The sequence below is a fragment of the Paenibacillus jamilae genome (assembly GCF_050482105.1).
Taxonomy (GTDB): Bacteria; Bacillota; Bacilli; order Paenibacillales; family Paenibacillaceae; genus Paenibacillus; species Paenibacillus jamilae_B.
Genome location: NZ_JBCNHI010000010.1, coordinates 61,054 through 75,262 on the forward strand (window position 1 = coordinate 61,054; position 14,209 = coordinate 75,262).

17 protein-coding genes are annotated in these 14,209 nt (G+C 39.8%); 5 read left to right on the top strand and 12 right to left on the bottom strand.

Going from position 1 to position 14,209, the window contains the following annotated elements:
- Positions 1-145 precede the first annotated feature (145 nt).
- Both ABEW32_RS06485 and ABEW32_RS06490 read left to right on the top strand, forming a co-directional pair.
- Entirely contained in the window at positions 146-655 is a 510-nt protein-coding gene (locus tag ABEW32_RS06485; RefSeq protein ID WP_430185813.1) for a hypothetical protein, read from the top strand.
- 274 nt (positions 656-929) lie between these two features.
- Positions 930-1,184: an S-layer homology domain-containing protein gene (locus ABEW32_RS06490; RefSeq protein WP_430185815.1), complete on the top strand. Its 255-nt coding sequence runs from the start codon at positions 930-932 to the stop codon at positions 1,182-1,184.
- A 402-nt stretch (positions 1,185-1,586) separates the two neighbouring features.
- Here ABEW32_RS06490 and ABEW32_RS06495 read toward each other — a convergent pair whose 3' ends face one another.
- From ABEW32_RS06495 to ABEW32_RS06515, 5 genes are all read right to left on the bottom strand, one after another.
- Positions 1,587-2,417 carry a copper amine oxidase N-terminal domain-containing protein gene (locus tag ABEW32_RS06495; protein WP_430185817.1) on the bottom strand — a complete coding sequence of 277 codons (831 nt, stop codon included), beginning with the start codon at positions 2,415-2,417 and terminating at the stop codon, positions 1,587-1,589.
- Between the two features lie 274 nt (positions 2,418-2,691).
- The gene (locus ABEW32_RS06500; RefSeq protein WP_430185819.1) at positions 2,692-2,841 is read right to left on the bottom strand and encodes a hypothetical protein; all 150 of its coding nucleotides are present in this window, start codon (positions 2,839-2,841) and stop codon (positions 2,692-2,694) included.
- Between the two features lie 416 nt (positions 2,842-3,257).
- Positions 3,258-4,508: an MFS transporter gene (locus ABEW32_RS06505; protein ID WP_430186168.1), complete on the bottom strand. Its 1,251-nt coding sequence runs from the start codon at positions 4,506-4,508 to the stop codon at positions 3,258-3,260.
- Positions 4,509-4,633: 125 nt separating this feature from the next.
- A complete protein-coding gene (locus tag ABEW32_RS06510; RefSeq protein WP_430185821.1) occupies positions 4,634-5,092 on the bottom strand; it encodes an OsmC family protein in 459 nt (152 codons plus the stop codon).
- Between the two features lie 183 nt (positions 5,093-5,275).
- Entirely contained in the window at positions 5,276-5,563 is a 288-nt protein-coding gene (locus ABEW32_RS06515; protein ID WP_430185823.1) for a hypothetical protein, read from the bottom strand.
- A gap of 242 nt (positions 5,564-5,805) precedes the next feature.
- Here ABEW32_RS06515 and ABEW32_RS06520 point away from each other — a divergent pair, with 242 nt between their 5' ends.
- Positions 5,806-6,474 carry an ArsR/SmtB family transcription factor gene (locus tag ABEW32_RS06520; protein WP_430185825.1) on the top strand — a complete coding sequence of 223 codons (669 nt, stop codon included), beginning with the start codon at positions 5,806-5,808 and terminating at the stop codon, positions 6,472-6,474.
- Positions 6,475-6,616: 142 nt separating this feature from the next.
- Here ABEW32_RS06520 and ABEW32_RS06525 read toward each other — a convergent pair whose 3' ends face one another.
- The 7 genes from ABEW32_RS06525 to ABEW32_RS06555 form a co-directional block, all read right to left on the bottom strand.
- Positions 6,617-7,189: a TetR/AcrR family transcriptional regulator gene (locus ABEW32_RS06525; RefSeq protein ID WP_430185827.1), complete on the bottom strand. Its 573-nt coding sequence runs from the start codon at positions 7,187-7,189 to the stop codon at positions 6,617-6,619.
- A 49-nt stretch (positions 7,190-7,238) separates the two neighbouring features.
- Positions 7,239-7,568, bottom strand: coding sequence for a thioredoxin family protein (locus ABEW32_RS06530; RefSeq protein WP_430185829.1), 330 nt, complete (start codon positions 7,566-7,568; stop codon positions 7,239-7,241).
- Between the two features lie 70 nt (positions 7,569-7,638).
- On the bottom strand, positions 7,639-8,757 hold the full coding sequence (locus ABEW32_RS06535) for a flavin monoamine oxidase family protein (protein WP_430185831.1): 1,119 nt from the start codon (positions 8,755-8,757) through the stop codon (positions 7,639-7,641).
- Positions 8,758-8,930: 173 nt separating this feature from the next.
- Positions 8,931-9,701, bottom strand: coding sequence for an SDR family NAD(P)-dependent oxidoreductase (locus tag ABEW32_RS06540; protein ID WP_430185833.1), 771 nt, complete (start codon positions 9,699-9,701; stop codon positions 8,931-8,933).
- Between the two features lie 122 nt (positions 9,702-9,823).
- Positions 9,824-10,141, bottom strand: a complete 318-nt coding sequence (trxA, locus tag ABEW32_RS06545; protein ID WP_430185835.1) for a thioredoxin — start codon at positions 10,139-10,141, stop codon at positions 9,824-9,826.
- 226 nt (positions 10,142-10,367) lie between these two features.
- Positions 10,368-11,333: a zinc-binding dehydrogenase gene (locus ABEW32_RS06550; protein WP_430186170.1), complete on the bottom strand. Its 966-nt coding sequence runs from the start codon at positions 11,331-11,333 to the stop codon at positions 10,368-10,370.
- A 336-nt stretch (positions 11,334-11,669) separates the two neighbouring features.
- Positions 11,670-12,260 (bottom strand): DUF421 domain-containing protein, encoded by a 591-nt coding sequence (locus tag ABEW32_RS06555; RefSeq protein ID WP_430185837.1) that lies wholly within the window; start codon positions 12,258-12,260, stop codon positions 11,670-11,672.
- 137 nt (positions 12,261-12,397) lie between these two features.
- Here ABEW32_RS06555 and ABEW32_RS06560 point away from each other — a divergent pair, with 137 nt between their 5' ends.
- A complete protein-coding gene (locus ABEW32_RS06560; RefSeq protein WP_430185839.1) occupies positions 12,398-12,901 on the top strand; it encodes a MarR family winged helix-turn-helix transcriptional regulator in 504 nt (167 codons plus the stop codon).
- Between the two features lie 121 nt (positions 12,902-13,022).
- The gene (locus tag ABEW32_RS06565; protein ID WP_430185841.1) at positions 13,023-14,186 is read left to right on the top strand and encodes a MalY/PatB family protein; all 1,164 of its coding nucleotides are present in this window, start codon (positions 13,023-13,025) and stop codon (positions 14,184-14,186) included.
- Positions 14,187-14,209 lie beyond the last annotated feature (23 nt).

A 14,209-nucleotide genomic window follows, 5' to 3' on the forward strand; every position in this document is an offset into this window, starting at 1 on the left:
ACCGCACAGACTCTGCACAGCGCGCAGGTTTGTATACAACACCAGTAAAAATATCTGACTCGTTTAGTGTGAATTGTTATAGAATTATTGCAACTTTCATGACTTGTATTCGTTTAAGAAAGAGAAAGGATGTGTACATCTAAACATGAACAAACTTGCTCAAATTATTTCTATTCTTATACTTGCTGCAAGTGTAGGTGTGTTTGCTGGTTGTGGAAAACAGGAAACAAAAAGTCCATCCACCAATGAAACAGTACTGTCAACATCCTCAGAACCCGAAGTAAAAGAAGGACCAACTCAATCAGTTGCCCAGCCAAGCTTGGATAATATTAAATGGGATGAAGTTAAAGACCCTCTGATTGAAGAGGGTATGATAACCAAACTCAAAGCGGTTATAGCCGCTTTTGTATCAAACGATTTGAATCAATTCCATGCTGCGCTTGCTCCAGACAATGGATCAGGTCACGATTATCTTTTGGAGCATCCAGTGAAGTTTACAGGTATTGCCGAAGCTATAAAAGAAAAGAATCGGGTATTGGTACCCGTAGTTGGCGAACGCCTTAATAAAGAAGAAGGTTCTTCACCTGATGTACGGTATACCTTTTATTTTGAAAAAGATAAGGATGGAATATGGCAAATTGCTTCGATAGACTGATTCATTTTCCATTCCAATCTTTTTTCTACTATTTGAGCAATACTGACCAGTTAGGGTCTTTGTATCGTTTATCCACCACTTTCCTTACCAGGATAAGCTCTTCGGGAATCTGATCCAGCTTCATAATGCCGAATTCATAAGGCTGCTTTGCCTAACAGTCCCCCATGCCGATATATCCCTTTCTCCAATGATCAGTCAGCGTATATTTTCAAACGATGCCCCCCCACCGTACTTACGTCATTATGTTTACGAGGGGTAAAGCTCCTTTGATGATGTGGGTAGTGAGGACTGGTACAACGCATATGTTCAAACTGCTTACTCTAATGGACTTATTCAAGGGTTTGAAGACGGGGAATTCCGTCCGAATGATCATATTACTCGTGAACAAACAATGGTCATCATCGCTAAAGCGACGAACATCACGGGGCTTCTAGCAGACACTAGTTCACTGAGATTGCACCAAAAGCAAATGTGTCTCGAGCAGAAGTTGCTAAACTGGTACAAGCACTGCTTCCAAAATCTAATCTAGATAAACCATTAAAGAAGCGTTCTTCCTTTCGGAAGGAGGCTTCTTTAATGTACGCCCCGCAGGGAATCATTTTTACGACGAAGTCGGGAATGTGAACTACAAGTGCCTGCCAGTAGCCAAAGGGCATAAAATTTCTCAAGCAACTATTAGGACCAATTACTTTGTCTACTGGCTGAAGTCACTGATATCGTTATTATCGGAAGGGGAAATGAAGTGTATTAGCGAAATAGTGTATGCGCAGGGTGATTATATTGAACCTTCATATATAAGGTATTACGGATCGGATGGCTAGTGTAAACTATGCTTTGGAGGGTCAGAAAACCTAACTACGCTTATTTCATCTTCCGGTTTTCGTACAATTTCACGTCCTAGAAGCCGTCTGCACGGAAACGAGTAGGGATCTTATGGTTTTAGCATTCGGCCCTTAAAGAGAACGTAGGACAGCTCATTTTTGATAATTTTCTTATTCTCTATTGTTTTCACATAATCTATGTCATATTCGCGAGTTACAATTTCATCTTTATCTATACTGGGTCTTTTACGATTTCTATTTTCCCCGGTCGTGCTATCGTCAGAAAAAATAAAAGTGGTATTTAAATCTTCAATGCCCTCACTAATCTTTTTCCCTGTCATATTCTTAGCTGTAATGGCCAGATGAATTTTTTCACCCATAGTTAATTTGTACGATAACAACTGAAATGCATTTTCATTAGCCACTTGTTCTCTAAAATGATCCAAATCTTCTACATTCTCCATCATCGGTGTCTTCATTAATTCCTTCCCTGAAAGGGAATACAGTTTATTTTGTTGATCCCATTCCTGGTGTATATCTAAGTGCTTAGTAAGTACTCCTAAAGGGACAAACATCGCATTTTTATAGAGCACAGGGACGGTATCCATCACGGACGTGTTCGAGTCGGTAACAATCTCAGTGGAGTTCATTTTAAACTCAACTTTGTGTGTTCCAAACTTAATTGTGACCGTATTAGAAGTTGGGTTAAACGTAGTCTGCCCTCCCAACAAATCATTAATGGATCTTAAAGGCACCATATAACGATTATTTTGATCAATATAAGGTGCTTTAGGAGCTGTGAACAAGACATAGTAATTGTTAATCTTCAAAAATGGAGAGCTTGGACCTATATTCTGGGCTGACATTTTTCCTGTATAGGGTTGAGAAAAACAAAGAAACAGTGCACCTATTTGCATAATTCTGAACAACTTCTTTCCCATAAAATATCCTCCTTAAGAGAGGGGCTAGCAGCCCCTCACGGAATTCAATCTAAAAATATATTATCTGTTTCTTCTCCTCCATGTACGTAATCCACTACAACTTTACTCCGTGGCATAGAGCAATAATCATAGGTTTGACTGTTTCGCCAAGGGATATTATCTTCAGAATCTTTACCAATATAGGATGTCACAGTAGTTTGAAGTTGTTCAACCAGTCTGTCAAATACCTCGAACAGCTCGATTTGATCATAATCACCCTTGTATGATGACTTTCTTATATCATAATAGCATCTGCACAATCTTCCTCATTTTTAACGATTGATCTTGCTACTACATATAAGCTTTGTTGGACAGCTTGTGTAACACTCACAAAAGCTTCCTTGTCTCCATGTGTTGCAAGCTCTGCTTTCTCTGTTAAATCCATGCAACACTTCCCCCTTTCCATTTAAAGTCCATCTATAAATTAGATCATCAAGAAGTTGAATTGGTTCATAGGAAAATTAAAAATTTGCCCTTTTAGCTTAATGATTGTAACTATACTTGAATGAATTATCACCTAGAGAAATATGGATAAATGTATCTCTTTTAATGTATATACCCCGGTATTTTTCTCATTTTATATGGACAAATATGTGACTTCATAGAATGAATTTCATCTATGATTTCGTAATAGAAGATGGTGTTGGAGAAATGTTTGCAAAAATCAAAAAAACTGCTCGTAGAATTGACAAAATGGACAGCCCGTTCATATTCCCGTGGTGCAAAGAAGCCGTTCTTCTCGTTCGTGACGAATCACACTACGAACGAGAAGAACGGCTTTGCTAATTGTATTGCTGAATATTATGTGAAAGATTGCTTGTTACGAAACCAAACCACAATAGGAATAAGTAACAGTGACAAAACTGATCCCATTAAAGACAGTATAGAATAACTGGAGTGTGCCACCACCATACCAGATAGTGCTCCTCCCGATGCTCCTGATAATGCAATCAGAACATCCACTGTGCCTTGGGTCTTCGCACGAACAATGGATGGAGTTGCATCGACAATCGCCGCTGTTCCACTAATCAAACCAAAGTTCCAGCCTAATCCCAAAAGAGCCAGTGCAAGAGTAAGTAACCCCATTGAATCGCCAGGTACGAAGGCAGCCAACAAACCAGATAATAATAAGGTAAAGCCAGATGCATAAGCCATAAAAATGTATCCAAATTTATCAACAAGTACCCCTGTGATTACAGACGGTAAATACATAGAAGCCACGTGAACTCCAATAACAAGACCGATTTTACTTAAATCATGACCATGATGTTGCATATGAACGGGAGTCATTGTCATGATTGCAATCATGACAATTTGTGTTAGTACCATGACTGAGGCACCGATCATAATTCCTTTTTTATGGATACTGGTTCCTTCTTCATTTGACTTGGCACTGTTTGATCCTTCACTTTGTACCTCAGCGATTGCCTTGGCCACGATGAAAGGATCTGGTTTCAAGAAAATGAGCAGTATAACGCCGGCTAAAATATATGCTATAGAAGCAAGCATGAAGGGGCCTGTTAATGCAGGAGCACCTATTGAAGTAGCTAGTTTCCCCGTGAGCTCCACAAGATTAGGGCCTGCGACAGCACCAAATGTTGTGAATACCATTGCCATACTTATTGTTTTCGCACGTTGCGTAGGTAAAGCAAGATCCGTACCTGCATAGCGTGCCTGTAAATTGGTTGCTGTACCCGCTCCATAAACCAACATCGATATAAAGAGCAAAGGAATGCTGTTGAGCAAAGCTGCGAGGACAACGCCAATAGCACCAAAACCTCCTGTTAAGAATCCTGCAGCAAGTCCAATCCGCCTCCCCAATCGTTGCGACAATCTCCCTACCATGAGCGCTGCACCAGCAGAACCTAATGTAAAGAGGCCAGTGGGAACTCCCGAGAAGCTGTCAGTCCCTAGCATATCTTGTGCAAGCAGCGCACCTACGGTGATGCCTGCAGCTAGGCCAGCTCCACCGCAAATTTGTGAAGCAACTACAACTTTCATGGTTCTGGCATGCAGCTGACGTTGCTTCACCGGTGATTTCACATACTCCATAATTGAAGCTTGATGTTGTACAGATGATTGTTTATTTTCTGGAATCGTTTCTACCATTTATTTTCCCCTTAATTACGAAAAGCCACTTTGTATATCTAAGTTCCTACTTCATGCTCAGCCTAAATTCAGTTGAAACCCTTTTCAGCTTCGAGGGAAACATGACCTTCAACTGTTATTTGAACATCTGCTTTTATCAGAAGTTGGCCAATTTGGCAATTCTCTTCGGCGTTATGCATTAAAGTTTCTGCCATGCTAACATCTTGATTGGTTGCCTCTGATTTCGTTAAAACAATGCGGGGACGATGAGTAATGCTCAATTGGCCATTTGGAGCTGTGTTGCCTTCTGTATCCATAGATAATTCTGATACGGGAATACGATTTTGTTCCAGCATATATGTCAAATTCATTAGATAACAGGCTGCTGCCGAAGACATAAGAAGCTTTTTAGGTTCAACACCTTCCCCACTCCCTCCTTTTGAGACTGGGATAGCAATTTGAGTTTGGAAGTTTTCGCTCTTAATATTGCCCTTACCTTTTGCATTTCCGTGCCAAACTGTATTCAAACTAAGTTTTTGATTTGCCATATGGATGGTCTCCTTTAAGTTTTTATATGCTGTTCCTCAACGTAGTTAATCGATTTGAAAATTTTGATCTGATGATTGATTGAAATAAACCGACATAGCGAGACTGCGATGTCGGTTTATTATGTCAATTTTGAGTATTAGCTTTTATTTCCTCAAGAATAGTCAGTTCGCACAACATGGTCTCTAGAATGTACTATAAATCCGGATTTCCGGTTCAGCTTGAAGCAAGTCTTTAAGCCCAACAACAACGTCATTCGTGAAAAGATCACTTTCTAGGTAAGCCTTAGCATCAGCCTCGCTAGTAAAGCCATGCATAACCTGAACATCCTCGTCACGCACTAACAATTCTTTAGACACAGCACCAGAGATACCTGAAAGAAAAGGCTCCTTATATGCTGTATAAACCTTTGTAGCCGCCTCGCGTTCTGGTGCATTAATTTTTAGTGTAATTTGAAGATATGCCTTTGCCATGATTTCGAACCTCCATTGATGAATGTATCGATTTCCGAAAACTCAAATACTCAATCGATCAATTGAATTATATGTTATGGTGATTTCTTTCGTCAAGCAAACATTTGCTGTCTAACTTTGATTACATTTAAGAACATGATACAATTTGAATACTCAATTGATTCATTTTTGTAATAAATGTTTGAAGATAGTTGTAGTCGTAATGTTAACGCTAAAAAAGCTCAGAATAGAGGTTGACCATTATGAAAGAACCATTAAATTCAGCAAATGTTTTAAAAGAAGATCTGTATAAACAACTTGCAAGAATCGGAAAATGTTTGTCTAGTGACAAGCGGCTTGAGATTTTAAATGTATTAGCCCAAAGTCCAAAGACAGTAGAGAAATTGGCAGCATTTACAGGGATGAATATGGCCAATGTATCACGTCATCTTCAAATTTTACTTGATGCAAAACTTGTTAAATTCACTAAAAGGGGAACTTATGCTATTTACTCCCTAGCAGATCCGGAGATTATTGATTTCATGGCATCCCTTTGGCGCATAAGTGAAAAGCAGCTTCCTGATATCGCAAAATTAAAAGAGGATTTTTTGAACAACCTTGACGGCATTCAAACCTTGACTATGGATGAGGTTATGGAGAAAGTGAATAATGATTCCATAGTATTGGTGGATCTGCGTTCTAAAGAAGACTTTGAAATGGGTCATATATCTGGAGCAATTTCAATGCCCATGACCGAGCTTGATACATTGATGCAAGAACTCCCCAAAGATGCGGAAGTCATCGCTTACTGTCAGGGACCACTTTGTGTATACTCGGCACTGGCAGTTCAAAAATTGCAACAAGAAGGTTATAAAGCGTACCGCATGGATGAAGGAATAAATGAATGGCAAGGACATTTTCTGTCCCATTAACCCTGCTGTCTATGTTTTTAGTAAAATGACCTCAAAGCTAATAGTTGGCTTGGGGACGATATTCAACAAAGCAAAAACCACCTATCCATCTTTTAATGATAAGTGGTTTTGCTACGGAAAATTCACATCTTAAACTTTTTTATTAAGTCAAAGTCACCATGTAGTTTACGACAAGCGAATCAAAATATCCTATCTCACTTGAAGTTCTGGATAGCAATTGGGCGCCTTGTACAAATGCAATTAGTATCTTCGCTTGTTCCAAAGCAGTGTGAGAAAATGTGAATTCACCAGCCGCTTTCCCTTGCTTGAGCACATTCTCAACCCATAATGTATTGGCATCAAAAAATAAGTTTAACTCATCTTGAATTTCAATTGGAAAAGAGTTCAACTCAGCAGCCATCATGGAACACAAACATAGCTTGGTATTGTTCTCCAGAGATTCGCGATATAACCAAAAAAAGGATTGTATCTTCTGTCGCCAACTTAGAGGTTGATCGTTAATTTGTTGAAGCTTGTCCATGAACTCTCTACGGTATCGAATTAGAACAGCTTGCACCAAATCCTGTTTAGACGGAAAGTGATAATGAATACTTGCTTTCCGAATTCCTATCGCTTCAGCAATGTCAGCATAGCTAAAGCCATTGTACCCTCGCTCTTGTACCAAGGTGAGACCTATATCCATAATCTCTTGTACAGTGTTTTTCTTGATATTCATAAATGAAATCTACCCAATCAGTAAATATACTGTCAAGGTATCCTCCTCCCTATACAACTGGAAAATCGCTTATCTGCTGTAAACGAGCTGCAAGAGGTCCAAACTGAACAAATCTGCCTTCACGGAACGTTTCCCTTTGATCAATGAACATAATTATTGTAGGTGCTGAGAAGATTAAAAATTTGCCTACAACCTCTTCTACAGTACTTGTGTCAACATGAGCAAGTTTGATAGAAGGAAATTTAGTAAGCAAATCTTTTAATTTAGGATAAACTGAGTGACATACACTGCAATTCTCTTGAGAAAAATACAACATACTTAGTCGGTTGTTTTGAATAAAAGCATCTATCTCTTCTATTGATGATAATTCTTTATTCATTTAAATTATCCTTTCAGCTTGTTCTTTTATGCCAAACCTTTTTTAATAAAATTTAAATTTATAACCCCTTTCAATCAATATTTCCCTTAAATAAATGTTTGATGACTTCATTAACAACTCTTTCAGCTGATCGCAGGGCACCTTCAAGATGACCGCCTTGTCTATAAGCTGTTTCAGTTCCAGCAAAATAAATATTTTGCAATGAGCCTTTTTCGTCGATGATAGGTCCGTAACTCGGATAATCAAGAAGCGGAGCTGTATCTTCCGCTACAGCTGTATGTTCATCAAAGGACCAATCTTTATACAAAATCCCTGTTACATGCTTTGCTGCCGATCCGAAAAGGCGTGTCAATTGTTCCAACACAAGCTCAAGCAATTGTTCTTTACCCACATTCAAGCGAGCATTTGCAGGTAGGCCAAAGAAACCAAAAAGTGCGCCAGAACCTGTAGAAGGCGAGGCATCATGTATTTCCCTTAGAGGACCAACCCAACTTGAGACAAATCCAGAGAGACCTTGGTCACGCCAGAAGGGGCTGTCATAAACAGCAATAGCCTTAGCCTGACCGGACATCCAAGTTGGCTTATTCTTTAAATTCAATTTTAGCTCTGAAGAAAGTTCGGGAAAGAATGCAATATTTTGTTCAACGATCCGTGGAGGTAGAGCAATGATAACCGAGCTTGCATAAAAGTTTCCTGCATCAGTTTGAATCTTCACCCTGCTATCGTTTTCCTGATGAATAGAAGTTACTTTAGTATTCAGATAGATCGCTTCTGATGGTATTTTGGCAACCAGTGCATCAATTAGAGACCGAACTCCGCCTATAAACCGAAGTGAATATTCCATCGCTTCTGCGGACAAATCATACTGTTGCGGTGGTTCGTTTCTGGATCGTTCTAATAGCATTCTTCCTTCATTAAACTGCTCAAACGTCTGCAAGTTGAGCTCCTCAACTAGCTGGTTCATTGCCGTCTCATAACGGGGCCAATACCATGTTGGTCCAAGATCGAATTTTCCAAGCTCAGGCTTACCCTCAACCTCAACACTCAAGCCTCTTCCTCCAACACGATTTCGTGCTTCCAAGATGATGCATCTTATTCCGTGTGTGTTGAGTAAGGCAGCTGCACGAAGTCCGCATAAACCTGCACCAATTATGATTACAGGGGCATCCTTATTCAATTGAGGTTCCATACTTTGCTCCTTTAGATAGATAAAAGTTCTTATATAGACTTGGTAGTAGTCAAACGATGGCGGTTAGAACATTATCAGAGTTTACGAATGTAAAGGCTGTACTTGACCCAGGTCTAACTCTAATATGTGAAATAAAGAGTAAGGCTAACCTAATCAAGGTCAGCCTCAAAGAATTATCGAAGACGTGCAGTAACACCGCCATCCAAAGGCATGACTACACCAGATATCCAGGATGCCGAGTCACTAGCCAGAAACAAGATGGCTTCTGCAACATCCTTCGTTGTGCCATTTCGTCCGATGGGGTGAAAGGCATTAAAACTTGGTAGTACTTCTGCCACTTGTTCTTCACTCATAAATGTATTGTAAATTGGAGTTTCGACAACAGCAGGGGCCACTGCATTCACTCGAATGTGATCCCCAGCCAATTCCACGGCTAAATTTCTAGTCAGTGCGTGTCTTCCTGCCATGGCTGCTGAATATGCAGACGATGGCGTCGATTCAACTGCTTGAAGCGCCCACATTGAACCGGTATTCACAATCGCTCCCCCACCTCTTTTTTTCATTTCCGGAATCACTGCTTGCGAAGGGTAAAATGTCCCTTTAACGATGGTATCCAGGTATGATTGCAGATCATCCGCAGTGTGGTCCATGAAAGGGGTTGGATTAAATTTCCCTGTGTTATTCACCAATATATCTACTCCACCAAATGCTTCTACAGCAGCTCGGACCAGTCTCTTCGACGTTTCCGGCAAACTGATATCACCTGATACAACGATCACTTTCTTACCGGATGGGTCAATTTCCAGGGCAGTCTTTTTTAATACATCCTCTCGACGCCCATTTATGACTACGTTCGCTCCTTCTTCATAAAAACGTTGTGCTGTAGTCTTTCCAATTCCTGTTCCTCCGCCAGTTACAATCACTGTTTTGTTTTCAAATTTCATTTTAACATCTCCTTATTTTTTTACCTACTAGTTGGTAGTTGTTTGACAAAAATATTGTTTTTTTCTGCGTTGTTTAAAATAATCGGCAACAAGTTTAGAGTTGTTACCGATTATCTGATCCGTTAATTCATAAGTTTAAGGATTTTTGCCTCGAGAACATCTTTTTGGTTAACCCCAATCATTGTGTCCATCAGTTTACCATCCTGGAACAAGAGCAACGCTGGAATGCTTCTAATTCCAAAACGCGTGGCCAACTCCGTCTGTTCATCCACATTAATAGTAGCAATAGTCGCTTTTCCCTTCAGTTCATCGGCCAATTGATGAATTATAGGAAGTTGAATTCGACAAGGACCACACCAAGGTGCCCAAAAATCAACCAAGGTTATTCCAGACTGAATTTGGTCGTTGAAAGTCTGATTAGTTAATGCAGTTGCACTCATAAGGTTTACCCCCAATATATATTTCAATCAATTCATTGTTCAATTGAATAATTGAATTATAGAATGAACTATAATTACTGTCAAGTCAATATTCAAGTTCATTATTTCTAATTCTAGGTTGTATCCGTTTATCTATGTTCATTAAAAGGAGGCGAAAAAAAGGACCTCAGCCAAATTCGACTTGAGATCCACATAGCAAAGCAGGACAAATTGCCTTGGCGAGCTTTTATTTGGCTTTGTTTTCAGACATACTTAAAACTGCCCGAAACCGTGTTTTTGCTGCCATCATTTTTTCATACGCTTCGCTTGCCCGTTCTAAAGGAAAAACTTCAATCATAGGTCGAACATCAGTCAGGACGCTAAACCGGACGGCTGCCTCAATTTCCTTGGCTTTTCCAGTAAATGATCCCTTCACTGTATGGGGACCTTTCAAGAAATCCATAGATGACAGTTCTAAACGTTCTCTGGATCCAGCTACAATAATAAGCTCACCGTCTGCCCCGAGTCCATTAACCAAAGAAGATATCACTTCAGCGTTTGGCGCTGTGGCAAGAATGACTTTAGCTCCACCTAATGCTTTCAAAGCTTTAACAGGGTCCTCCTTTTCGGAATCGATGTAAAAATGTGCCCCGAGTTCTTTCGCTAGCTTTTCTTTGTCCTTTCCGCGGGATATAGCAACTGTCTGATATCCAGCTTTCTTGGCGTATTGCACAGCCAGATGGCCCAATCCACCAATGCCGGAAATGGCAACCAAGTCGCCTGGACGTGCAGAGCTGTTTCGTAGCGCACTAAATGTAGTTTCCCCAGCACACATTAAAGGAGCTGCTTCTTCAGAAGAAACTTCATCGGGAATAAGCACCAGGGATTCTTCAAAAGCGACCATATACTCCGCGAAACCACCATCCATAGTCAAGCCCGTTACATGATCGTCTCCACTATGATACCCCAATCCTACACGCTGCCCGATCTCCCATTTTGTTATTCCATCTCCTAGTTGTTCAACTATTCCAATTGCTTCATGGCCGGGTATTCTTGGATACTCTGGGGCAGCTCCCTTGATCGTGCTTGTGTCCCCACTACACACCCCGCATGCCTCAATCCGAAGAAGTACTTGTCCTTGGGCAGGAACAGGTATAGAGATTTCAACTAATTTCATCGGTTCACCTTTAGCAGGTACTTGAATTGCTTTCATATAATTCACTCCGTTATCCCCCTAAAATTTAGTTTTAAGCTTATTTTTAGTATAAATAAGTATGGAGTATTATTCAATTAAACAATTTAATAATTAATTAATTGATTATTGTATAGCCATGGTTATTTAAATTCCAGCATTTTTCATAACAAAAAAAACCGTTAGTGAGACTAACGGTTCTAAAAATTCAATTTTTTATATATGCTTCAACCGACTTTGCTCTTTCAATCTATAGAGTTTATCAAGAAATACTCCTCCAGTAAGAACGTCCTTTACGTCTGGATGAATTGAAGTAGACTGATATGGAGTGTTCAGATCGTTTTTTCTACTTTAAAATCATTGAAGTTGTGTAGGAACTTCGTAACGATGGGAATCCGTTGAATCTTCTTCTGAAGAAATTCTTTTCACCACTGATAAAGCGTTCCTTTGGGGCTGAGGCAAATAAGCTTTTAGCATAAGCTCCATGTCTTTTTTTGTTACTGGCTTTGCTTCAGGGTATAACTCATAACCAAGCTCGCCATTATTTTCAATAGTACCGGACTTCACGTCTTCAATATTAGAGATACCGACCATTCGCAGACGTTTTTTAAGGTCGTCGACTGACACTCGAAGCCTGCGTAAATTATCTATTTCCAGTTTTCCTTCATGAATGACGGATACACTTTTTCCTTTTAAGATCGACTCTATACGGTTCGAACGCAGCGTAACCCATTCAACAACGATAAGAAATAAAATGAAGGTGCCAAGTGCCAGAATCGTATTCGTCATCCCCTTGCCGCTTACTTCAGTACCAAGCACAGTACCGATTGCCAGTAAGATCATGACCTGTGGGATTGTCATTTGTGAAATGGATTTACGTCCTGCTATCCTTAGAAACAAGGTACCAATACAAGCCAAAAGAATCGTGCTCCAGACCATAATCCACATTGTGATTCCTCCTGTTTTTGCTTTGCTCAGAGTATTCCCGAAATTCGGAAAATTATGAAATAAGAGAGTAACTGTAATGTTTCTCGATGTATTATGTACCTGCTTGAACCATGTGGTACGATACAACTAAATACTTTATGAAAGACAAGGTGCAATCGATGGAACTTCATGAACAAGACGCCAAATATCATGAATTAGATAATAAGGCCAGTATCATATATAAATTTGTTATGACATATAGCGATTATATTAAAGCCATTCGGGACTACGGTACTGGCGAAGAGATCAATATGGTCGAAGTGCACACCCTGACGATGATTGAAGAGAATCCAGGGATCACTGCTGCCAAGCTGTCATTGGAATGGAACCGTACAAAAGGAGCAACTTCACAGATTCTAAAAAAGCTGGAGCAACGCGGATTCATCCTTCGAAAAAAGGAAAACGGTAATGCAAAAAACTTAAACCTTTACGCTACAGAAAAAGGAGAGGCATTGAGCAAAGCGCACAAATTATACGATATTAAAGAACTGATGTGGGCCGACAAAACGTTACACGAAAGTTTCAGTAGCGAAGAAATCAAGGCTTTTTACAACGTGATGCAGCGGTATACCGAAATGATGCTCTCTCCACGAAGCGAATAGAACACCAGGCATTCAGCCATAATGGAGCGATATTGTTCAAAAATAGTTTAGGTGCTATACTATTTGGATTGATATATTTATTTGTGAGAGAGGACCATCATGATGACAACATACAATTTTGATGAAATTATCGACAGAAAAAGAACCGATTCTATTAAATGGTCAAAAAAACATCTTGAAGAGAACTTCAACGCCGAAGATAGCTTTCCTGTGGATTGCGGATATGGATTTCAGAACAGCTCAACCTATCATTGATGCGTTGATTCGCAGAGCAGAACACGGAATTTATGGCTATGGTCACAAAAGTGATGAGTTTATGGAGGGAGCTGTAAACTGGCAGAAAAAAAGAAATGGCTGGGACATTGAGAAAGAATGGATTTTGTTCACCCCTGGAATCATTCCTGCACTAAATTTTATCGTGGAGACGTTCTGCAATAAAGGAGATAAGGTCATTATTCAAAGCCCAGTGTACTACCCCTTCCTAAACATTATCACAAATAATGGATGCCAAATTGCAAACAATCCGCTAATATATGAACAAGGTGAATATAAAATCAATTTTGAAGAATTGGAAACAATCGCCCAGGATTCTAAAACAAAAATGATATTTCTGTGCAGTCCACATAATCCTGTCGGCCGCGTATGGAATGAAAAAGAATTAAAACGTTTGGGAGAGATTTGTATCCGAAATAATGTGCTTGTCGTTTCCGACGAAATTCATTCTGATCTGATTTATAAGCCCCATCACCATACTCCTTTTGGAAAAATATCCGAAGAATTCAGAATGAACTCTATCGTATGTACATCTCCTTCTAAAACGTTCAATCTTGCAGGCTTGCAATTATCGAATATCATTGTTCCGAATGAAAGACTTCGGAGCGAGCTGAACCATAAGTTAACAACCATCGATATTGACCCAGGCTCTTTTGCAACTGTCGCCCAAATTGCTTCGTACAATGATGGAGAAGAATGGCTTGAGCAGTTGCTTATCTATCTTGAGGAAAATCTGACTTTTATTGAGCGGTTTGTGAAAGAGCGCATGCCCAAAGTAAAATTGATCAAACCGGAAGCGACCTATTTGGCGTGGCTAGACTTTAGAGAGCTAGAACTTTCGGACCTCGAATTGCAACAGCTGATGCAGAAAAAAGCCAAGGTTGCATTGGATGATGGATTTATCTTTGGCGCTGGAGGAGAGTTGTTTCAAAGAATCAACTTTGCTTGCCCTAGATCTTTTCTACAACAAGCATTAGAAAGTATCGAAAGAAGTTTACAAAGTCTCGATTAAGAGAATTTTCGTTATAGAATATC

Coding starts and splice junctions, on each gene's coding strand:
- ABEW32_RS06485 (WP_430185813.1), top strand. CDS start 146: ATGAACAAACTTGCTCAAATTATTTCTATTCTTATACTTGCTGCAAGT.
- ABEW32_RS06495 (WP_430185817.1), bottom strand. CDS start 2,417: ATGGGAAAGAAGTTGTTCAGAATTATGCAAATAGGTGCACTGTTTCTT.
- ABEW32_RS06500 (WP_430185819.1), bottom strand. CDS start 2,841: ATGGATTTAACAGAGAAAGCAGAGCTTGCAACACATGGAGACAAGGAA.
- ABEW32_RS06505 (WP_430186168.1), bottom strand. CDS start 4,508: ATGGAGTATGTGAAATCACCGGTGAAGCAACGTCAGCTGCATGCCAGA.
- ABEW32_RS06510 (WP_430185821.1), bottom strand. CDS start 5,092: ATGGCAAATCAAAAACTTAGTTTGAATACAGTTTGGCACGGAAATGCA.
- ABEW32_RS06515 (WP_430185823.1), bottom strand. CDS start 5,563: ATGGCAAAGGCATATCTTCAAATTACACTAAAAATTAATGCACCAGAA.
- ABEW32_RS06520 (WP_430185825.1), top strand. CDS start 5,806: ATGAAAGAACCATTAAATTCAGCAAATGTTTTAAAAGAAGATCTGTAT.
- ABEW32_RS06525 (WP_430185827.1), bottom strand. CDS start 7,189: ATGAATATCAAGAAAAACACTGTACAAGAGATTATGGATATAGGTCTC.
- ABEW32_RS06530 (WP_430185829.1), bottom strand. CDS start 7,568: ATGAATAAAGAATTATCATCAATAGAAGAGATAGATGCTTTTATTCAA.
- ABEW32_RS06535 (WP_430185831.1), bottom strand. CDS start 8,757: ATGGAACCTCAATTGAATAAGGATGCCCCTGTAATCATAATTGGTGCA.
- ABEW32_RS06540 (WP_430185833.1), bottom strand. CDS start 9,701: ATGAAATTTGAAAACAAAACAGTGATTGTAACTGGCGGAGGAACAGGA.
- trxA (WP_430185835.1), bottom strand. CDS start 10,141: ATGAGTGCAACTGCATTAACTAATCAGACTTTCAACGACCAAATTCAG.
- ABEW32_RS06550 (WP_430186170.1), bottom strand. CDS start 11,333: ATGAAAGCAATTCAAGTACCTGCTAAAGGTGAACCGATGAAATTAGTT.
- ABEW32_RS06555 (WP_430185837.1), bottom strand. CDS start 12,260: ATGTGGATTATGGTCTGGAGCACGATTCTTTTGGCTTGTATTGGTACC.
- ABEW32_RS06560 (WP_430185839.1), top strand. CDS start 12,398: ATGAAAGACAAGGTGCAATCGATGGAACTTCATGAACAAGACGCCAAA.
- ABEW32_RS06565 (WP_430185841.1), top strand. CDS start 13,023: ATGAAATTATCGACAGAAAAAGAACCGATTCTATTAAATGGTCAAAAA.